The following is a 21,610-nucleotide window of genomic DNA, read 5'->3' on the forward strand; positions in this document are numbered from 1 at the left end:
AAAAGCGTGCTCCTAGTGTCTAGTTACGGACGATCATCGGCCCGTTCCGTGCCAACGATCGTCCTATACTAGCCATACGGAGCACTTTGATTCTTTTTTCCCAGCTTCTATTTTATTACTTAGCAAACATCTTGAATTCAAGGAAGAGTTCATTGTACTCGCCCAAAGTCTTCAACGGCAGGTCATGGTAGGTCTGCAGGTGGCGCATCGTCTTTTGCGGCGGGTAAAACGCCTGGTTGCTAGTTATCTTCTTCGAAAGGCGCTTTTTGGCCGCCCAGTTAGGGGTGGCGTAACCAACGTATCGCGCGTTTTGGGCGGCATTGGCGGGCGCCAGCATAAAATTGATAAAGGCGTAAGCGGCCGCTTTGCTTTGGGCCCGTTTAGGGATGACCATATTATCAAACCAGATGTTGCTTCCCTCGCTAGGGACGACGTAGTGGAGGTGGTGGTTGACGTCCATCATTTCCCGGGCATCCCCCGAATAGGTAACCCCAACGGCCGCCTCGTCCTGTTCCATGTACATCTTCATCTCATCGGCAACAATTGCCTTTACATTCGGCGTCAGGGCTTTCAAATGTCCCTGCGCCCTTTTTAATTTGGTGAAGTCTTTGGTATTAACTGACTGGTGCTGGGTAATCAGGGCAATTGCAAAGACGTCACGGGCGCTATCAATCAACATGACATTGTTTTTCAGCCGGGGGCTCCACAACTGCTCCCAGTGCTGGACGGCACCAGCATTGATCTTCTGGTCATTATAAATAATGCCGAGTGTGCCCCAGAAGTAGGGAACCGAGTACTCGTTTCCCCGGTCAAAGGAGCGGTTCAGAAATTGCCGGTCAATGTAGCGAAGGTTGGGCAACTTTTGGTGGTCCAGCCTGGCTACCAGGCCCTCCTTTTTCATCCGCTGGACGGTGTATTCACTGGGGATAACCAAGTCGTAATTCGTCCCACCCTGGCGGAGCTTCGTCAGCATTGATTCGTTGCTATCAAAGGTTTCGTAGTCAACCTTGTACCCGGTCCGCTTTTCAAACTTGCTGATCAGGGCCGGGTCAATATAGTCACCCCAGTTGTAGATGGTTAAGACCCGGTGCCCACCCGTGTTTCCGCGGTGGTTCAAGGCGTATTCCCCGCAAACCAGTAACAGGCACAGGGCGAGGATGCCAACAATAATCGTCAACAGCTTTTTCATTGTGCATCCCCCTCCTTAACCGCAACAACCCGGTGACGGCGACCACCGTGCTTACTGATTAAATAGTAACCACCGACCAGCAGGAGCGAAGCCAGGAGCATCAGGGCTGACAAGGCATTAATCTCCAGGTTGATGCCTTGCCGGGCCCGGGAATAGATCTCAACGGAGAGGGTTGAAAAGCCGTTCCCCGTCACAAAGAAGGTCACCGCAAAGTCATCTAAGGAATAGGTCAAGGCCATGAAGAAACCGGCCCCAATCCCCGGGGTGATTGCCGGCAGGATAACCTGGGACAGGGCCTGCCACCGGCTAGCCCCAAGGTCATAGGCGGCGTCCACCAGGGTTGGTGACAACTCATTTAGCTTGGGCAGGACCATCAGCACCACGATGGGGATGCAGAAGGCAATGTGGCTCAAGAGAACCGAAACAAAGCCCAGCCGGATTCCCAACATCGTGAAGAAGATCAAGAAGCTGGCCCCAATGATGACGTCGGGGGAAACCATCAGGACGTTGTTGAGGGACAAAAGACTGTTGCGGACTTTTCCCCGGGTCTCCTTAATCGCCAAAGCTCCCAGTGTCCCGACAATGGTCGCAATCAGTGCCGCTAGCAGGGCAACGATCAGTGTGTTGAAGACAATCGTGATCATCCGCGTGTCGGCAAACAGGTCGGCGTAGTGGCGCAGGGAAAAGCCATGGTACTTTTCCATTGTGGTCCCCGCACTAAAGGAGTAAACGACCAGGTAGACAATTGGGGCATACAGGATAATGAATACAATGGTCAGGTACAATCCCGACCAGGAGAAATGATGCTTTTTCACCGGGTGTGCCCTCCCTTCTGCTTGGCTTCACCAGTTGCGAACATGACGATAAACATGGCAATGATCAGGACAACGCCGATTGTCGACCCCATCCCCCAATTCTGGGTGGTTAAGAAGTGCTCTTCAATTGCGGTCCCCAGGGTAATCACCCGGTTTCCACCAATCAAGCGGGTAATCATAAAGAGGGAGAGGGAGGGGATGAAAACCGCCTGAATTCCGGCCTTAACACCAGGCATTGAAAGCGGCCAGATGACCTTCGTGAAGGTCTGCCACTGACTGGCCCCCAGGTCCTTACTAGCGTTGATCAGGGACGGGTTGATCTCGGCCAGCGAGTTGAAAATTGGCAGGACCATAAACGGAATCTCAATGTAGGCCGCAACAAACATAAAGCTGGCGTCGGTGAAAAGGAGCTGGTGGCTCCCCAGGCCCACGAAGCGCAAGAACTGGTTGATCGACCCCGTCCGACTAAAGAGGCCAATGAAGGCGTAGGTCTTTAACAGCAGGTTGATCCAGGTGGGTAAAATCACCAACAGGAGCCAGAATTGCTTGTTATGCAGGCGGTTCAAGACGTAGGCCGTCGGGTAGCTGATTACCAGGGTGACCAGGGTAATCAAAAAGGCGTACCAGACCGAGTTAAAGGTCATCTTCAAGTAGACACCGGGCGTCAGGTAAGTCGTGTAGTTATCCAGGGTGAATTGCCCGTTGATATTGTATAGGGACTGGTAAAAGATCAAGATTAATGGTGCCAAGACGAAGAGGACGATCCACAGGAGGTAGGGAACAATGAAGAGTGTTTTTTGCCGCATCAGTCATCCTCCTCGTAGCTGTCCAGCCGAGCATCAAAGTCGGCCTCCGTTTCGTTATAACGCATCACGTGAATATCTTCGGGGCCAAAGCTAATCCCTACCCTAGCGCCAACAGTGGTCTTATGGATTGAATTGATTTCCCAGACGTGGCCCCGAATATCGTGAACAGTAATCTGGTAGTCGACTCCCCGAAAGAGCTGGGTATCGACCGTTCCCACCAGCTGTCCCTTCTCAACCGTGGTAATGTCGAGGTCTTCTGGACGGATAACGACCTCAACCCGTTCGTTGGGCCGCATTCCCGCATCCACACACTTAAAATTCTGGCCGTTAATGGCGACCAGGTAGTCTTCCTTCATGATTCCGGGAACAATGTTGCTTTCCCCGATAAAGTCGGCAACAAAGTGGTTCAGCGGCTCATCATAGATGTCGACCGGCGTGCCGCTCTGCTGGATTTTGCCATCGTTAATAATCATGATCTGATCACTCATCGCGAGGGCCTCTTCCTGATCATGAGTAACGAAGATGAACGTAATCCCCAGTTTACGCTGCAGCTGACGAAGCTCAGTCTGCATCTGTACCCGTAACTTATGGTCCAGCGCTGACAGGGCCTCGTCCAATATACCTGGGGCTCGTTGACAATTGCCCGGGCAATCGCTACCCGCTGCCGCTGGCCCCCCGACATCGCGGTGATCTCCCGGGACCCATAACCAGCTAGCTGCACCAACTGCAGAGCCTCATCGACCCGGCGTCTAATCTCACTTTTCTTAACCCCCTTTATCTGAAGGCCAAAGGCGACGTTTTCGGCCACGTTCATGTAGGGAAACAGGGCGTAATCTTGGAAGACGGTGTTGACCTGACGGCGGTTTGCGGGCACATCGTTAATTTCTTTACCGGCAAAGTAAATTCCACCACTAGTCGGTTGGTCAAAGCCAGCAATCAGCCGTAAGATGGTCGTTTTCCCCGACCCTGAGGGCCCCAAGAGGGTATAAAACTTTCCTGCCTCAATTTTAAAGTTAATGTCGCGAAGGACAACGTTATCATCGTACCGCTTGCCAACATGGCGGAATTCCATAATATTTTCTGTCATCAGCATATCCTCGTCTTAGTTAAATTTAGCAAATCAATTAAATTATACCCGGTTGCGCCACAAATTTGGTTACCAAAGGCCTAAAAATTACCGTGGCCACCGGATAAGTGCGATAATACAGGTAATTATTTTTAAACGGGGTGTTCTCATGAAAATCAACCAATTTAGTATCATCAACGCTGACCCACGGCAAGAGCAGGTAGAGCTGCGAACCATCCACCTCCTCAAAGACGGGGACATGGCAATGTCAGCAGTCAAGCTCTGGCAGTCCCTCCTCTTACGGATACATGACAGAATTGATAGCCCCGTCACTGGTCAGGAATGGCTCCACGATATTCTTGCCACCCCGACCGTTGCGGTTGACGACTGGCTTATCGGTAACGCGGCGTTGACAACCCCAGTCTTTTACCGGGTTGCCCTCCAGCTGCTTAATTTTGAACCGGAAGTAGATTTCACCCTTAACGATCCCCTAAAATTTTGGGACCAGGTGACCCTACCGCGTCGCGACCATGACACGTGGAGCACAGCCGACGTGGTGGATGGCATTTACCTTCTTCTTAATACCCGGGGTAAAAACGGTCAAACGCTAATCGACAATTTAACTAGCCAGGGCTTCTTGAAGTGGACATACCAGTTGCCCGCCAAGGATAAGCCCCTCTTCTTCAACGGTAAGCCATTGGACTGCTTTGACCCCCACGAGTTTATCCGGGAGGTTGTTTACGTTGAAACGGACATGGATACTGATTTCGACGGGCAAGCCGACCTAGTTAAGGTAGAAATTATCCGGCCCCAAGAATCAAACGTTAAAAAGTTCCCAGCCGTGTTCACCGCTAGTCCATATAATCAGGGAACCAATGACGAATGGGGTGAGAAATCGACCCATAACGTGAACCACCGGCTCCACCACAAGAATCCCAACTACCAGGCACCCGCGGAAGCTTCCTTCCCAACGAACTTTGCCCGCCAAACAGTCAAGGGAACGGCCCCGCACGCCACAGCAACCTTTACTAGCACCCCAGCTTACACCTTGAACAACTACCTGGCAGTCCGGGGGTACGCCATCGTCTACTCTGCCGGGATCGGAACGAAGGACTCTGATGGTCTGCAAACCTGTGGGTCACCCGAGCAGGCCGCCGCGATGAAGGCAGTCGTGGAGTGGTTGCATGGTGACCGGCGGGCATTTACCGACCGGCATAGCGGCTTGTTAACCACCGCCAGCTGGTGCAACGGTAACGTGGCAATGACCGGGCGTTCTTATTTGGGAACCCTCTCCACCGCGGTGGCCACCACCGGGGTTGCCGGCCTCAAGGCAATCATCAGTGAGGCCGCCATCTCCAGCTGGTACGACTACTACCGGGAAAACGGTCTGGTTCGAGCGGCCGGTGGCTTCCAGGGTGAAGATGCGGACACACTGGCAAACGAGACCTTTAGCCGGACCAAGCGACCAGCCGACTTTCAACGCATCAAACCGACCTATCTCAAATACATCAAGCAGTTGACGGCAGCGATGGACCGGCAGACTGGTAATTATAATGCCTTCTGGGCCAATCGTGACTACCGGCCTAATATTCCTAAGATCAAGGCGGCCGTAATGATGGTCCACGGTCTCAATGACACCAATGTTAAGCCCAGCAACGTCAAGGCCCTCGCCGACCAGTTGCAAGAAATGCCCGTGACCAGCAAGCTCATTCTCCACCAGGGGCAGCATATCTACATCAATGCCTTCCAGTCGTTGGACTTCTCCGAAATGGTCAACCTCTGGCTAGCTAACAAGCTCTGGGCGGTGGATAACAACGCCGATAAGGTCTTACCAAACGTTTTAGTACAATCCAACAAACTGCCGGAGACCTGGACCCCTTACGAACGGTGGACTGCCGGGACAGCCGTCACATACCACCTGCAGGCGGGCAAGCTGACAAGCGCGCCTGGCAATTCGACCACTTGTCAATTTAATGATCAGCAGGCTCCCGCTGACTACCAGGCTTGGTGCAAAAAGCCGGCAAAGTGGCAAACGGCGCTGGTCAAAGACGATGGCCGTTTCAGCTGTCACTTCATGAGTGACAAGCTGGACCACAGCCTAATCTTGCGGGGAACGCCCCACCTCAGTCTCCAGGTTGCCTCATCAGTAGGCCACGGAATGATCAGTGCTGAATTAATCGACTGGGGAATTGCCAAGCGCCTGACCACGTCTCCCGTCTTGATCAACCGGGGTGGGCTCCCGTTGGGCTATCATTGGGCCAGCGATGACCTTCGTGAATTCAAGCTCCAAAAGGAAGCGAGCCCCTACAAGGTGATCAGCAGCGGCCACATTAACCTCCAGAACCGCCACCGGCCGGACCAGACTGAGGATTTACGGGCGGGACAAGCCGTGGACGTTTCCCTTGACCTCCAGCCAATTTTTCATGAATTAGCAGCGGGCCACCAGCTAGGGCTGATTATTTACAGCACCGACTACGAATTTACCCTCCGCGGCAACGAAGACATCACCTACACCCTGCCCCTTGAAAAGGCAACCCTGACCATCCCCGGCAGCCAGGAAGAAAGGTAAATTTTCGCATCTTCTTACAAAGTGAGTTAGAATAGTATTTATTATCTCACGAAAAAGGAGCGATCAATTTGAAGCAAGGAACAAAAATCATTACCCTCGATAACGGTTACCACTTGTGGACGAATACCCAGGGTGAAGGTGACATTCACCTGCTCGCCCTCCACGGTGGTCCCGGTGGCAACCATGAATACTGGGAAGACGCCGCTGACCAGTTGAAGAAGCAGGGATTAAACGTCCAGGTCACCATGTATGACCAGCTGGGTTCCCTCTACTCCGACCAGCCAGACTACTCTGACCCCGAAATTGCCAAGAAGTACCTCACCTACGAGTACTTCCTGGATGAAGTCGACGAAGTTCGGCAAAAGCTGGGCTTAGACAACTTCTACTTAATCGGGCAAAGCTGGGGTGGCCTGCTCGTCCAAGAGTACGCAGTCAAGTACGGTCAACACCTCAAGGGCGCAATCATCTCCTCAATGGTTGATGAGATTGACGAGTATGTCGAACACGTCAACGCCCTCCGTGACCAGACCCTGCCTAAGGAAGCGGTCGCCTTTATGAAGGACTGCGAAGAACGCGACGACTACAGTAACCCGAAGTACCAGGAATACGTTCAGGTCATGAACGAGAACTTCGTCGACCGAAAGCAGCCTTCCAAGCTCTACCACCTCAAGGACATTGGTGGCGACGCGGTTTACAATGTCTTCCAGGGGGACAACGAGTTTGTCATCACTGGTAAGCTGAAGAGCTGGCACTTCCGTGACCAACTCAAGAACATCAAGGTGCCAACCCTGATTACCTTTGGTGGGCACGAAACGATGCCAATCGCCACCGGTGAAAAGATGGCTAAGCTGATCCCGAACGCCAAATTTGTCACCACGCCGGGTGGTGGCCACCACCACATGGTTGATAACCCTGACGTTTACTACAAGCACCTGGCTGACTTCATTCGCCAGGTTGAAAACGGCACATTTAACAAGTAAAACCTAAGAGCGCGTCCCGTGGCTGGCATTAGGCCCCGGGGCGCTTTTTTGTCGTTCAAATCAAGGATCCCCAGGCCTAATTTGCAACATTTCCTTGAATGTTTTAAGAATCCCTAAATTCCGCCAAGTCAGCGAAGGGAATATGGTAGGATATTATTAGTAAGTAAACAGGTAAAGGGGAGAAAACTGCAAAAACTTAAAGCAACACTCACCGCCCGCTAATCAGTTGCCGGGCCTGTCGCAATGTCGCTTTATCAACTCTAGGGGAAAAGATGAAAGAAAAATACCAACTAACCACTGCTGAAATTAAACAGCAACTTGGCCTCAAAGAATTTACACAGGGGATTAGCAGCCAAGAAGCCGCGACCCGCCTGCAAAGGGATGGGCAGAATGCTCTGGAAGTTAAGCCAACCCCCAAGTGGAAAATCTTTTTGCGCCAGTTTAACAACATTGTTATTTACATTTTGCTGGTTGCAACCTTGTTAACCATCATGATTGGCCACTATACGGACGCGGTCGTTATCCTCGCCGTCGTCATCCTTAATTCTCTGATTGGCTACTTCCAGGAGACAAGTGCTGCCAATGCACTAGCTAAGATTAAGGAAATGATGGCGCAGCACGCTACCGTCTACCGTGACGGTAAGCGGCAAGATATCGACGCCAGTGACCTGGTTGTCGGTGACGTTGTCTTCTTAGAAGCCGGGGATAACGTGCCCGCCGACCTGCGAATTGTGTCCGCTGATAACCTGCGGATTGAGGAGTCGGCCTTGACTGGTGAAACCAACTCGGTTATTAAAACCGACGAGGCCCTAACCGATGATAAGATTCCGCTGGCTGACCGGGTCAACATGGCTTATTCCTCCACTTCCGTAACCAGCGGGAGCGGACTCGGGGTGGTCGTGGCCACTGGTGAACACACCGAGATTGGGAAGATTTCCCAAGAGGTGGCTCACATCAAGCCGAAGAAGACCCGGCTCACTCGGGAAATCGACCGGGTGGGGACCATCGTTTCCTACATCACGATTATCGGTTCCGTTATTATCTTCATCATCGGTTTCTTCCTGCAAATCTATTCACTGCCGGCCCTGGCCCTCGCGGTGGTGGCAATGCTGGTGGGGTCCATCCCCGAAGGATTGCCCGCTACCACCTCCGTTATCCTGGCATTTGGGGTAAGTAAGATGGCCAAGCGCTACAAGACGATTATTAAGTCCATGCCGGCCGTAGAAACCCTGGGCTCCGTTGACGTGATCGCCACCGATAAGACGGGGACGTTAACGAAGAACGAGATGACTGCTATTGAACTGTGGTCTGGTGACCAGCATTACACCGTTACGGGAACTGGCTACGCGCCCCAGGGACAGCTAATGCAAGACGGTCACCAGGTTGAAGTTGACGACCAGCTCAAGCTCTTGCTAGAGGCGGGCTTTCAGGCCAACGATACGGTCCTCAGTGAGGAGGATGGGCGTTGGGTGATCAATGGTGAGCCGACTGACGGTGCCTTTTTAACTCTTTACCACAAGCTGTTGGGTGCTAAGTACCAATCTTCCTACGAGTCCCAGGACCTCCTGCCGTTTGATTCCAACTACCGCTACATCGCTGAACTGACTCGAAACACGGAGAGTAACCAGCAGGTCATCTTCATCAAGGGGTCACCCGACAAACTGTTTGAAATGGCCGCCAAAGGAGATCCCGCCTTCGACATTCAAAAGTGGACCAAGCGGGTTAATGACTGGTCCGTGGCGGGTAAACGGGTCATTGCCCTCGGCTTTCGGGTTGTCGAGGGGGAAAACCTGATGGAGATTGAACACGACCACCTTTACCAGGGAATCCACCTCCTCGGTTTGGCCGCCCTCCAAGACGCGCCCCGTGAAGAAGTCATTGCCGCCCTCAAGACAATGAATAATGCCGGGGTAGCAGTTAAGATGATTACTGGGGACGACCCGCAAACCGCCCGGGCGATTGGTCAGCAACTGGGCTTGGCCCCAGGTGAAATTCACGCGATAACTGGCGCCCAGTGGGACCGGCTACCTGCCGAAGAACAGGCCAAAGCGGCCCAGGATAACCAGGTTTTTGCCCGGACAACACCGCAAAACAAGCTGGAAATCATTGACGCCCTGCAGCGGGGCCAACTCGTTACCGCGATGGTCGGGGACGGGGTCAACGACGCCCCGGCCCTCAAGCAGGCTGACATCGGGATTGCCATGGGGATCAAGGGGACGGACGTTGCCAAAGACGCCGCCGATATGGTCCTGGGGGATGACAACTTTGCAACCATGGCGGCGGTCATTGAAGAAGGTCGCCGTATTTACGACAACATCAAGAAGAGCATCCTCTTCCTGTTGCCGACCTCGTTTGCCGAAGGCCTTGTGGTGGCCTTCTCAATCCTGACCGCCCAACAAGTTCCCCTCCAGCCAGTTCAGCTGCTCTGGATCAACCTGGTGGCCGCCATCACCATCCAGTTTGCTTTTGTCTTCGAGAAGGCAGCACCGGGGTTAATGAACCGACCACCACGCCCAGTGTCATCCAAGTTAATGAACCGGCACGACCTTATCCAGATGGGCTATGTCTCAGCGCTGATGGCGATCTTCGCCCTCGTTGCATACGACTGGTTCACTGGTCACGACGCAAGTGTTATCAACGCAACAACGATGATGATTAACGTGATTGTCATCAGTAAACTCTTCTACTTCTTCAGCATTCGGACCACCGGCAATGGTCTCAAACAGATTAAAACAATTACCGGCCGGGCATGGGCAGTGATTGGAATCATGCTGGCATTCCAGCTGATTTTGACCTACACGCCATTCATGCAGGAAGCCTTCCACGTTACCGGGATTAGCTTGGTAGAATGGTTGGCGGTGATTGTCTTCTCCTGCCTGATCATGTTGGTCGCCGAAGCTGATAAATAGATTCGTTTCAGAAAGGAAAACGAGAATGGGGCAAATTAATAACTTTATTTTTGACATTGATGGAACACTGATTGACACCTTTGATATGTACATGCCGCCAATGATCACCATCCTGCGGCAACACGGCTACCACATTGCACCGGAAGACGAACTAGCAACGATGAAAAAGCTCTTCGGAATTACCGGTGCCGACGCCCTCCGTATCTTTGGGGTCCGCCCCGATGAACGGGAGACCATTCAAAAGGAGTGGATTAAAGCCACGTATAAGCGGAAAAACTTGGTCAAGGTGATTGACCAGGTCCCGGAAGCGTTAGCTGCGATCGCCAAGGTCAAAGGAAACCACCTGGCCGTGGCAACTTCCAAGCTTCGTCACGAATACGAGACCCACTTTGCCCCCGAGTACCCATTTGCCCGCCTCTTTGAGGTTGCAATCACCTCTTCGGATACGGTTAAACACAAGCCGGACCCCGCACCCTTACTGGCGGCCATTGCCAAGTTAAAGGCGGTCCCGGAAAATTGTGTTTACGTTGGTGATACAATTAACGATCAAAAGGCAGCCCGGGCCGCTGGCATTAAGTTTGCGGGCGCCCTTTACGGGTCCGCTAATCCGGAATCAATTGCGGATGCCGACTACCCACTGCGTTCACCAATGGACCTACTTAAGATTTGAAATAAATAAGACTGGAAATTTGTGTTTTCCAGTCTTATTTTTATAAGAAATCATTATTTGAGGAGGACCTATCAATGACTTTTTATAGTGAAAGTTACTTCTTACACCAGCAGCAGTTAACCAGCCTGGTCAACTACATCGCCATCGTGGTACTGCTGCTCCTGGTGATCTTCAACACAATCCGTTACCTCCGCCACCAATTGCGGACACGGAACCGGGATCTGGGAATCATTTTCTTCCTGCTCCTACTCATCTTCACCGGACTACAGATCACCAACCTGGAACGGACCGTTACCCAGCGGTCCCAATCCCTGCAGATGCAACCGTTCATCCAGGCGGTTGCCAAGGACCATGGTCTGAAGTCCAGCCAGGTCGTGGTTAATTCCACTACCCTGACCGATGGCATCTTGGTCCGCTTCAGGGGCAGGGATTACCGGGTCAACATGAGCCCCAGCGGTGATAACTACACCCTTAGCCGGGCGCACGTTGTCGACCACACGGTTAAAATCCAACACTAAGGAGGTTGCAAAATGGATTACGGACTAGTCACAATTAAGTTTGTCCTCGGAATGATCTGCCTGATCTTTCAAATTAATATTTCTGGTAAGAGCAACCTGGCGCCGAACTCGGCGATCGACCAGGTCCAAAACTACGTCCTCGGGGGCATCATTGGGGGTATTATCTACAACAACGACGTCACCGTCCTCCAGTTCCTCATGGTTCTCTTAATCTGGACAGTAATTGTCTTCATCATCAAGTTTGCTAAGGAACATAACAACGTTGTTCATAAGATTGTCGACGGGCAGCCCCGCCTGCTGATCAAAAACGGCCAGCTTTTGGTCGATAACTGTATGCGGGCCGGGATTACCGCCAACGAGCTGATGTTCCACCTGCGCCGGCACGGTGTTTACGAGGTCAACCAGGTAAAGAGCGGAATTCTCGAACAAAACGGCCAGCTCGTCGTCATCGAAAACGATGAGCAAAACGTCCACTTCCCGATCATCAACGACGGGCAAATCAACCAGGACGTCCTGGAACTAACCCACCACGACGTGCAGTGGCTGAAAAACGCGGTCGTCAAGGCCGGGTACCGGAGCATTAACGATATCTACCTCGGTGAATACATCCATGGTCAGCTGCACCTCGTTGCCTACCCGAACGACTAGGAATTATAAAGTAATCGAGTAGGAGGTAATTGATTAGTTCAATTACCGACCTCTCACACCACCGTACGTACGGTTCCGTATACGGCGGTTCGACAATTTAATCACTTTTGAATTAACTGGAGCGTCTTGGACATATTTATTAGTCCAAGGTGCTCCAGTTTTCTATTTGTTAGAGAATAATTTAGTGTCTTACTGTGTGCAGTTCGCCAGTAACCCTTTCGGGTACTAGCGAAGACGAACGCATCATGATAAGACAAACCTAACTTCTGTAGGTGTACAACTTTAGTTTTGAATTTCTTCCATTGCTTCCAGATATATTGTCTTATTCGTGCTCTTAACCATTGATCAAGGCGGTGAATAAAATTGGCTAACTTCCCAATTGAGTAATACTGAAGCCAGCCACGCATCTTTTGGTGGATTTCTTCAAACATCTTGGTAAGAGAAACACCCCGATTACGCTTAGTTAGAAGCCTCAATGCTTGTTTTACTCGTTGTTGTGATTGTTTGGCTGGTCGGGCATAGGCACCATTACGGTCTACACCGAGTGAGAAGCCAAGAAACTTCAACCTCAAGGGACTACCAATTTTGGTTTTATCTGGATTAACTTTAACTTTCAATCGCTTTTCAAGAAACTGAGTAATACTACGCATTACTCGTTCTCCGGCCCGCTGACTTTTAACATAGATGTTACAATCGTCCGCGTAGCGCACAAAGTGGTGACCACGTCTGGTCAGCTCTTTATCCAACTCATTTAAATAGATATTCGCTAGCAGTGGCGATAGTGGTCCTCCTTGCGGAGTTCCTTTGTCGCTCCTAACGAACAGCCCGTGGTCCAAGATTCCGCTAGTCAAAAACTTACGGATAAGTCTTAGTGTCCATGGGTCATCAATATATTGTTGGAGGTATTTAATCATCAAATCATGGTTGACATTATCAAAATAGGCCTTAAGGTCTAAATCAACTACCCGTCGATAACCTTGATTATATAGCTTAACTACCTTTGCGATTGCGTCTTGGGCTCCACGATGAGGGCGGAAACCAAAACTATTGTCAGAGAAAACTCGCTCAAAGATGGGCGTGAGTACCTGGGCAACTGCTTGTTGGACCAGGCGGTCCACTACCGTTGGTATCCCTAGTTTTCTCACTCCACCGTTGGGCTTGGGAATTTCCACTCGTTTAACCGGTGCTGGCTTATAATTGCCCTCACGTAGGTTGGTGATTAATTCCGTTTTATTTTCCCTGAGGTAGGGCAGAAGGTCATTGACAGTCATATCGTCAATACCCGCCGCTCCTTTATTTCTCTTAACTCGCAAATAAGCCTGATTAAGGTTATTGCGATCCAAGACTAAGTCTTGGATAGTGACACTCATACCTTTACCTTCACCATAATCGGTACTACGCGCCCTTGTGTACTTTCGGTTTTCCAAACCTATCCTCGACAAGCGGTCAGCTTGTGTTTCTGTTTTCTGCGATTGTCGCACCTGATTACACCTCCGATATAATTTATGAGTTATTGTCGTTCAGTCCTTCGTCTGACTAATCAGACTACTATGACCTCGGCTGACTTCTGACTTACTCAACACCACATCACTGTCGTGCTTGTTTCTGTGGAATTTCATTTATTCCTCTTGTCGGAAACGTGTAAGCCAGACCTCCCCGGGTAAGAATATTAACTTTCGTACCATGTCACCGTTAGCTTTACTGAAAGCAACTTCGAGTAGTATTGGACTTTAGTTTGTATGGCAACCTTATCCAGTTACTCTCAGCCTTATAGCTACTTCTTGTTCATCGGTGCAGTACTTTGCCTTAGACTTCCTTCAGATTCCACCTCACAGTGGACACCCTTGTCGTCAGCTCATGGTTCCGACTACTACGGCCCATAGTGGACTTTCACCGCCTAGTTAATACCCATGCCGGGCGCACCACATTAGGCCTGCAGTGGCGAACTTGCGCACTGCAGGCCTATATTGCTTATCCTAATCTTTCTTAAACAGGGCAGCCATCTTAGCAGCGACCGCCGGGTCAAGGTTATCCGCCAGGGTACTCTCCGTCGTCTGCTGCTCGTCCTCATGGTTCTTGATTGTCTGGGCAAGCTCGTCGGCAACTGCCTGCTCACCAACCTTAATCGGGTTAACGGTCAGGCGACCACCAGCGGCATCGGCGTGGCCACCACCAGCAAAGTACTTCTCCGCAAACTTAGCAACGTCGAGCTTGCCGTTGCTACGGAGGGAGACGCTAACGGGGCTGATAACCAGGGCCGCGTCCACGTCGGGGTTCTGGTCAAGAAGCTCGTGGGCAATCTCGGACTTGTAGTCACTGGCGTAGACAATGCCAAACTGGTGCCCGTCCAGCTTCGTCTTCAAGATATCCTTTAGGTGTCCTTTTAGATACTTGGCCCGCCGTTCGTTGAGGGTCCGGATCAAGAGCTGGTTGTCCTCCCGGTACTTGGTCCAGCCGGCGTTAAAGACATCCATGACAAAGGACGCCGAGTCTTGCAAGGGGTAGAACCAGAAGAGCTGGTCAAGGTCATCCGCGGCTGTCCGCTCCTCATCCCCCATGTCAGGGTCGTTTTGCCAGTCCCAGGTATCATAGGCCCGGATCAGTTCGACCAGGTAAGCTAAGTCCTGACGCCGCTGTTCTGGCAGGTCATTGAAGTGGGGCTGCTTTTGGAGCCAGTCCCACACCAGGCTTGCCGCACTGGGGTTAACCTGGGGGTCAGCGGGAAGGACACTATTGGCAGCATACTTTTTCCGCAGAGCTTCTTCACTTTCGTGGTGGTCAAAGACGAGCCAGTGGTTGGCAAAGTTAGTATTTAGCTGCTGGAAGGTATAGTCGCTGTCGGGGGTCATGTCCATGATGTAAACATCGGTAAAGCGCCCCGTTTCTGGGCTCTTCAACCAGTGGGCAAATTCGTCATCAATCCGCCCGGCACCACAGTTTGTCATGTCAAACTCCACGTCAGCAAACATCGTCGGCTGCACTGCCCTTAGCAAAAGCGGGGCCCCAAAACCATCTAAATCATTATGCGAAAAAAGTTTTATTAATCGTTTAACCATCTTATGACCACCTTATCAATTCTTTTGTCCCCATTATACCGTAAGCCCGCCCAGGCACATAGCGTATCAACTGACATTAGGTACAGGAATTGGTATGATTAATATTAGTGAAGTTTTAGAAAGGACAATGCTCAATGAAAATATATGATTACCGGCAGGAATTGATCACCCTGTTGGAAAACACCAGTAGCGACCCCGCAAGTTTGCTCCAAACCCAGCGTAGCCTAACAACCATTCTTAATATCCTCAACCACTACGCCGAAGGCCAGGGCAACCGTCCAGTGCCCGCCGTTAAAAAGCCCAGTTTTCACCAGCACCAGGTAAACCGGGACCAGCAGCCCCTGCCAACCGCCGCTAAAAAGCAGTTAAAGTCACTGTTAACGGGCCCTGCCAAGGAAGTTACGGACACGAAACCGGCAATTCATGTCCGGCCCGCCGAAAAAGAGGCCGCGACCCCCAAGGAAATTACCCCGGAAGAGCGCCTGGCTGCCGATAACCGCTACCTCGTTCACCGAAAGCTGAGCGGGGCCGAAATTAACCACCGCTACTACTCCGAGGCGATTCTCCACCACCTGCCATTCCCGGTTGAAGATGGGGACATTGTGGAGCTAGACCCCCAGCAAACGGTCCGGGGGCTGCCCGCCATCCGTCGGGTCACCAGCGACCACCTCACCGACTACCAACCGGAGAAGATCAACGTCCTGGAGTACGCCAAGCTAACCGCCGTCCCGGGTTCCGACGTCCTGCAGATCAGCAGCACCATGAAGGAAAACTCGATTCTTGATACTGCCCCTGCTAACACTGTCGTTGTCGACCCCTTCAAGTACCCGGGCCGCGACTTGAAGGCCGGAATGGTCATCGACTATGCCTACTATGACCGGGGTAACGGCCTCAAGGATGCGGCTGATGGTTCGATTCGCTGGATCCATGAAAAGACCGACTTCGATACTACGAAGCAACCGGCTAAGCCAAAGAAGGTCAAGAAGGTTACTAATACCCGTCACGACTACGAGAAGAAGCTTGACTATGACCTCAAGCAGCGCACCGTCTTAGTAATTACGGGGGTCCGTGACAAGGTCCAGGGCCTTAAGCCAGTAATCACGAAGCACCATGGTGTGTTCCACGGCCTTGACGCCTCGGCAGAAGAAAAGGTTTCCTCCAGCACCTTAAAGCGGGAGATTCGGAACGCCGACTTCGTGATTGTCTGCATCGACGCAATCCACCACCGGATTAGCCAGCTCGCCAACCACCATGCTAAGCGCTACGACAAGCCACTAGCCATCGCCAACGTCACCTCCAACACCGCCGTCGAGCGGGCAGTTGGGCGGGCACTAAATGGTGATCCCGCCTACGCCGTCGCTAGCGAAAAGATTGACTAGGTAAGAAAATTAAAATTTCCTGTTGACTTTTATTAAATTATGTTTAGAATAATAAACAATAATTTAATTATTTGATCGCAATGAGAAAGAAGAGTACCTTTACCAGCGACATCAGCGAGTCTCGTGAGGTGTGAGGAGGCAGTCCAACGGCAAGGGGAAAATCACTTTCGAGTCCTAATCTTAAAATCCAGTAAGACTAGGTGGTAACACCCATTATCGTGTCAGCGTATCGCTATTTAGCCGTACGTGAAGAGGTTGTTTGATGACAGCCTGAAAATAGGGTGGTACCACGCTAATGCGTCCCTTAACCAATGTAAAAGTTGGTTAAGGGACTTTTTTATTGGGATCAGAGCAATTATTGATATCTATTTATTCTAGGAGGGATTTCTTATGCGTGACTTAACATCACCTAAGTTGTCATTCAAACAGTACTTAGTTGTTGCTTCGCTATTATTCGGTTTATTTTTCGGTGCCGGGAACCTTATTTTCCCCCTGCACCTCGGCCAGTTGGCTGGTGCTAATTGGGGTCCTGCCGCCCTGGGCTTCTTAGTAACCGGGGTTCTGCTTCCCCTCTTATCGGTCCTCGCGGTTGCCGTTACCCGGGCAGAAGGGGTTTACGACATCGGCCGTCCGCTGGGTGCCGGTTTTGCCCTTGTCTTCATGGTCCTAATTCACGCCACCATCGGTCCCCTCTTCGGGACGCCACGGACGGCAACTGTCTCCTTTACCGTTGGGGTCGCACCGTTCCTGCCAAAAGCTGCCCAGGGCTGGGCACTTCTGCTCTTTTCCGCCCTCTTCTTTTTGGCCGCCTTTGCCTTTTCCTACCGGGAAAACAACATCCTGGCCAACGTTGGTAAGGTCTTGAACCCCGTCTTCTTAGCACTCCTCTTCCTGGTTTTCGTAGTCGCCTTTGCGAACCCGCTCGGTAACCCGGCCAACGCCCCCGTTACCAGTGCCTACGTTCACGGCGCCGTCACTAACGGTTTCTTAGAAGGTTACAACACGATGGATGCCCTCGCCGGTCTGGCCTTCGGGGTAACCGTCGTCACTGCTGTCCGCTCCATGGGTCAACGGCGGGCTAAGGACGTCTCCAAGGTTGTTGCCAAGTCGGGTGTCCTGGCCGTCAGTGGAATCGGTTTGATCTACTTACTCTTGATCCTGCTGGGGGCAATGTCACTCGGTCGCTTAAGGTCTCCGCTGATGGTGGGGTGGCCTTCAACCAGCTGGTTAACGCCTACGCCGGTGCCTTTGGTCAAGTTGTCTTAGCCTTCCTGTTAACCGTTACCTGCCTGACCACCGCTGTTGGACTGGTTGCCGCCTTTGCCCAGGACTTTCACAAGCACTTCCCAAAGGTCAGCTATCATACCTGGTTGGCCCTCAGTTGCCTCGCATCCTTCTTAACCGCTAACTTTGGTTTGGACCAAATCATCGCCTGGTCAACACCAATGCTGATGTTCCTCTACCCACTGGCAATGGTCCTGATCCTCTTATCCGTTAGTTCCCCACTCTTCCACCGGGACGGGGTGGTCTACTTCTTCGTTGTCCTCTTCACCGTTGTTCCGGCACTAGGTGACATGGTAGTCGCCTTCCCATCAGTCGTCAGTGCAAGTCACTTTGGCCAAATGGTTGCTGCTTGGCGAAGTGCCCTACCACTGGCCAGCATGGGATTGTCCTGGTTAGTCCCGGCCCTGGTTGGCTTAGTTGTCGGCCTGCTTTTCCACTGGTTCCGCCGGCAACGCGTTACCAGCAACGAGACGCAGCTGAATTAAAGACTACAAAATAGTACAAAGAGGCCTCCCAAGTTCGGTGCATCCGAACCTGGGAGGCCATTTTTTAAACTTCGCTATTTACGGTCGTACTTATCGAGGTGGAACTTCTGAATGGCGTAGATCAGTTTATTAGCATAATTCGGGTCAGTAGCGTACCCACCCTTCTGCAGGACCACGGCCGCCTGACGATAGTTGCTAGCCTTCTGAACATCCCGGAAGCGGGCGTGGTTGTCCGCCGTCCCGTTGACAATTAGCTGGGTGTGGGCATTTATCGAATCCGCCCACGAACGGTAGGTTTGGAAGTACTGCTTAACCTCAATCGTCTTGCCCTTGACGTTTTCTGTCGTCGTCATCTTCACCCGGTCCGTTTTGGACGTCGCCTTGATGCCAAACAGGTTATTGTACTTTGCCGCCAACCGGCTACGACCCCAGTTCGATTCCAGACCAGCCTGGGCAATCGTGATGCTGGCCGGAATATGGTAGCGTCTCTGTTCCCGCTGCGCCGCTGGGGCAATCTTCTTAATAAAAGCGGCGGTAGTAATGTTGGGGGAATGCCGCTCAACTTGGTTGGTCCGCTTGTGGTAGTTGGCAATCGCCGCCCACAGGCAAAGCACCAGGATTAGGGCCCCAATGACGGTGCCCAGGACAGTGAGTATCTTTTGGTGGTGGGCCATCCGATCAACTTCCTTCCAAATGTTTATTCGCCATTATACAAAAAAGGCCCGGACATTGGTAAAGAAATGTCCTGACCTTTGAATAATCTTCAGAAAATCGTCAAATTAATTACTTATTTGAGAAGAGGTCCTGCTTAATCTGATTGAAGCGCTTGGCATCAAGAACCCGCATCTTAGGGAAGCTCTTAATCATCCGCCGTTCGTTCCACCGCAACAGCTGCTCAGGACGCTTCTCCAAGTGGGTAAGGAAGGATTCTCGCCAGTTGGCCAATTGCCGCTTCCTAAGTGCCCGTTCTTCAGGCTGGGCCGCAGTCCGAATCCGGTGACGGAGCTGTTCCTGGAAGTCGTTGATCCGTTGGTCCCACTGCTTGGTAGTCATGTGGAAGTGTCTGATACTGAAGATTGTCATTGCCGTATCGGTAACCATCCCCACCGTGATGAACAGGGCCAAGAAGCCATGGGTCCAGGATTCTTCCCAGTTGATCACCTGCTGGATCAGCGGCTGGATAAAGCGGACCAAGAGGACTACCCCAATTCCCCAGAATAGGGAAATGGCCGGGGCAATCCGTCCCTGCAGGTTCCCCCACAGGTCGGAGTAATCCCACAATTTCATGTGGAACACCTTTTCCAGAAAAACACTGGCAAAGTATTCAAAAATACTGGCCACAATCATGCCGATAACGAACAACCAGAACAGGTTGTCGCGGACGTTATAAGTCGCTACCAAAATCGTGGTCACAGCAAAGCCATACACCGGGCAGTAGGGGCCAAACAGAAAGCCCCGGTAAGCATAGTGGTGGTCCTTGATGGAACAATAAAAGGTTTCCCATAACCAGCCGACCACTGAGTAGGTAAAGAAGAGCACAACAAGCTCTGATATCGTATACGGCATCCTTTTCCTCCTATTTCTTCAAACTGAGTTTCTCCACGTTCAGAATTTTATCGAGCCAACCCGTGTAGAAGCTTTCTTCGTGGCTGACAAGGATCAAATTCCCCGGAAATTCCTGGAGGGCCCTTTTTAAGCCATCCTTGGTCTCGTCATCGAGGTGGTTCGTCGGTTCATCCATGATCAGGAAGTTACATGGCGTCAACTCTAGAATGGCAAGCTTAACCTTGGTCTGCTCCCCACCGGAAAGAAGGTGGAGGGGCTTTTGGGTGTTGGCCGCGTTAATTCCGGCCCGGGCCAACTTCGTCCGGATCGTCCGCGGCTGCATTGTCGGGAACATATTCTGAATCGTTTGGAGCGGCGTTAACCGGGGATCATCCCATTCCAGGTCCTGGTCAAAGTAATTAATCTTGGCGGACGGCGAAAAGACGGCGTTCCCTCCCAGGGCCGGGATCTTTTTCAAAATTGACTTGATCAAAGTTGACTTTCCAACCCCGTTAAACCCGGTGAAGAGGAGCTTTTCGCCCATCGTCATTGAAAAGGTAACCGGCGCCAGCAGGGGGTGGCCATAACCCACGGAGAGTTGGTTAACCCGCAAGGCATTGGCGGACCCGGTGTTTTCATACGGGAAGTGGAAGACCGCCTTGAGGTTATCCGAAGGCGGGTCAATCTTCTTCATTCGGGCAAGCATCTTTTCCCGGGACTTGGCCATCGTCGACTTGGACCCGGCTTTGTTCTTGCGGATAAACCGTTCCGCCTTTTCGATAACCACCTGCTGCTTTTCGTACTCGCGTTCCTGGGCTTCCTTGCGTTCTTCCTTTTGCCGCATTGCTTGCTGGAAGCTTCCCCGGTACTTGGTGATCTTATTGAACGATACGTCACAGATGGTGTTGGTAACCTGCTCCAAAAAGTCGTAGTCGTGGGAGATGATCATCGCCGCACCGTCAAAATCATTCAGGTAGTCAATCAACCACTCAATATGGGCCGTATCCAGGTAGTTCGTCGGTTCGTCCAAGAGGATGACGTCCGGCTTTTCCAGCAGCATCTTGGCAAGGATAATCTTGGACCGCTGGCCCCCACTCATCTCGGAGACAACGTGGTCCTTGCCGATTTCTACTAGTCCCAGGCCATTCATTACCCGGTCAACTTCGGTTTCAATGTTGTAGAAGTCATTAGCATCCAGCTTTTCCTGGATGCGTCCCGCCCTGGTCAGGAGCTTGTCATCCATTTTGGTGGCGTAGTCTTCGTAGAGCTTGTTCATCTCATCGTTCAACTGGTACAGGTCGCTGAAGGCCGTGTGGAGAAACTGGATCAGCGTCATCCCCTTAGGAATGTCAACGTACTGGTCCAGGTACCCAATTTTGACCCCCTTTTGCCACTTGATTGACCCCTTCACCGGGAGGACCTTACCAATCAAGATCTTGATCAAGGTGGATTTGCCGGCCCCGTTCTGGCCGACAATCCCCATATGTTCATGTTTTTCTAGTTGAAAGCTGGAGTCTTCGTAGAGCTTTTTATCGGCATAGCTCATCGTCAGTCCTTCTACATCTAATACAGCCATTCTTTTCTCCTTATGTCATAGTAAACTTACTTCATGGTAGCACAGGCAAGACGCAATCAGCAATCAGTCACCCGGCCACAAACGATGAGAAAATTTTAATATTAGTTATTGACAC

General features: G+C 51.6%; 15 protein-coding genes, 2 pseudogenes and 1 other annotated feature. Of the genes and pseudogenes, 8 read left to right on the plus strand and 9 right to left on the minus strand.

The features are described 5' to 3' along the window. Positions 1 to 115 precede the first annotated feature (115 nt). From KZE55_RS08680 to KZE55_RS08695, 4 genes and pseudogenes are all read right to left on the minus strand, one after another. A complete protein-coding gene (locus KZE55_RS08680) occupies positions 116 to 1,189 on the minus strand; it encodes an ABC transporter substrate-binding protein (protein ID WP_222258152.1) in 1,074 nt (357 codons plus the stop codon). Further along, positions 1,186 to 2,004, minus strand: coding sequence for an ABC transporter permease (locus tag KZE55_RS08685; RefSeq protein WP_222258153.1), 819 nt, complete (start codon positions 2,002 to 2,004; stop codon positions 1,186 to 1,188). Before KZE55_RS08685 ends, KZE55_RS08680 begins: the two co-directional genes overlap by 4 nt. Beyond that, the gene (locus KZE55_RS08690) at positions 2,001 to 2,810 is read right to left on the minus strand and encodes an ABC transporter permease (protein ID WP_222258154.1); all 810 of its coding nucleotides are present in this window, start codon (positions 2,808 to 2,810) and stop codon (positions 2,001 to 2,003) included. Before KZE55_RS08690 ends, KZE55_RS08685 begins: the two co-directional genes overlap by 4 nt. Continuing rightward, a pseudogene (locus KZE55_RS08695) lies at positions 2,810 to 3,897 on the minus strand (ABC transporter ATP-binding protein). The gene KZE55_RS08690 and the pseudogene KZE55_RS08695 overlap by 1 nt, the downstream one beginning before the upstream one ends. A gap of 148 nt (positions 3,898 to 4,045) precedes the next feature. Here KZE55_RS08695 and KZE55_RS08700 point away from each other — a divergent pair. From KZE55_RS08700 to KZE55_RS08725, 6 genes are all read left to right on the plus strand, one after another. Further along, a complete protein-coding gene (locus KZE55_RS08700; protein WP_222258155.1) occupies positions 4,046 to 6,445 on the plus strand; it encodes a Xaa-Pro dipeptidyl-peptidase in 2,400 nt (799 codons plus the stop codon). Positions 6,446 to 6,513: 68 nt separating this feature from the next. Further along, positions 6,514 to 7,425, plus strand: a complete 912-nt coding sequence (locus KZE55_RS08705; RefSeq protein ID WP_222258156.1) for a proline-specific peptidase family protein — start codon at positions 6,514 to 6,516, stop codon at positions 7,423 to 7,425. Between the two features lie 272 nt (positions 7,426 to 7,697). Further along, positions 7,698 to 10,334, plus strand: coding sequence for an HAD-IC family P-type ATPase (locus KZE55_RS08710; protein ID WP_222258157.1), 2,637 nt, complete (start codon positions 7,698 to 7,700; stop codon positions 10,332 to 10,334). Between the two features lie 25 nt (positions 10,335 to 10,359). Beyond that, the gene (locus KZE55_RS08715) at positions 10,360 to 11,004 is read left to right on the plus strand and encodes an HAD family hydrolase (protein WP_222258158.1); all 645 of its coding nucleotides are present in this window, start codon (positions 10,360 to 10,362) and stop codon (positions 11,002 to 11,004) included. A 74-nt stretch (positions 11,005 to 11,078) separates the two neighbouring features. Then, positions 11,079 to 11,522 carry a DUF3290 family protein gene (locus KZE55_RS08720; RefSeq protein WP_222258159.1) on the plus strand — a complete coding sequence of 148 codons (444 nt, stop codon included), beginning with the start codon at positions 11,079 to 11,081 and terminating at the stop codon, positions 11,520 to 11,522. A gap of 12 nt (positions 11,523 to 11,534) precedes the next feature. Further along, positions 11,535 to 12,170: a DUF421 domain-containing protein gene (locus KZE55_RS08725; protein ID WP_222258160.1), complete on the plus strand. Its 636-nt coding sequence runs from the start codon at positions 11,535 to 11,537 to the stop codon at positions 12,168 to 12,170. 101 nt (positions 12,171 to 12,271) lie between these two features. Here KZE55_RS08725 and ltrA read toward each other — a convergent pair whose 3' ends face one another. Next, positions 12,272 to 13,651, minus strand: a complete 1,380-nt coding sequence (gene ltrA / locus KZE55_RS08730; protein ID WP_181578162.1) for a group II intron reverse transcriptase/maturase — start codon at positions 13,649 to 13,651, stop codon at positions 12,272 to 12,274. 495 nt (positions 13,652 to 14,146) lie between these two features. Further along, positions 14,147 to 15,226, minus strand: coding sequence for a DHHA1 domain-containing protein (locus KZE55_RS08735; protein WP_222258161.1), 1,080 nt, complete (start codon positions 15,224 to 15,226; stop codon positions 14,147 to 14,149). Positions 15,227 to 15,360: 134 nt separating this feature from the next. Here KZE55_RS08735 and KZE55_RS08740 point away from each other — a divergent pair, with 134 nt between their 5' ends. Beyond that, a complete protein-coding gene (locus tag KZE55_RS08740; protein ID WP_222258162.1) occupies positions 15,361 to 16,605 on the plus strand; it encodes a DUF2325 domain-containing protein in 1,245 nt (414 codons plus the stop codon). A gap of 71 nt (positions 16,606 to 16,676) precedes the next feature. Continuing rightward, positions 16,677 to 16,913, plus strand: a binding site (T-box leader). Between the two features lie 82 nt (positions 16,914 to 16,995). Continuing rightward, positions 16,996 to 18,374 (plus strand): annotated as a pseudogene (gene brnQ, locus KZE55_RS08745) (branched-chain amino acid transport system II carrier protein). Positions 18,375 to 18,448: 74 nt separating this feature from the next. Here the strand turns inward: brnQ and KZE55_RS08750 are convergent. The 3 genes from KZE55_RS08750 to KZE55_RS08760 form a co-directional block, all read right to left on the minus strand. After that, positions 18,449 to 19,048 (minus strand): glycoside hydrolase family 73 protein, encoded by a 600-nt coding sequence (locus KZE55_RS08750; RefSeq protein WP_222258163.1) that lies wholly within the window; start codon positions 19,046 to 19,048, stop codon positions 18,449 to 18,451. 109 nt (positions 19,049 to 19,157) lie between these two features. Then, positions 19,158 to 19,940, minus strand: coding sequence for a putative ABC transporter permease (locus KZE55_RS08755; RefSeq protein WP_222258164.1), 783 nt, complete (start codon positions 19,938 to 19,940; stop codon positions 19,158 to 19,160). A gap of 10 nt (positions 19,941 to 19,950) precedes the next feature. Beyond that, complete coding sequence (locus KZE55_RS08760; RefSeq protein ID WP_222258165.1) at positions 19,951 to 21,495, minus strand: ABC-F family ATP-binding cassette domain-containing protein; 1,545 nt, start codon at positions 21,493 to 21,495, stop codon at positions 19,951 to 19,953. Positions 21,496 to 21,610: the final 115 nt, after the last annotated feature.

It is taken from the genome of Limosilactobacillus panis (assembly GCF_019797825.1).
In the GTDB taxonomy this organism is placed as follows: Bacteria; Bacillota; Bacilli; order Lactobacillales; family Lactobacillaceae; genus Limosilactobacillus; species Limosilactobacillus panis_A.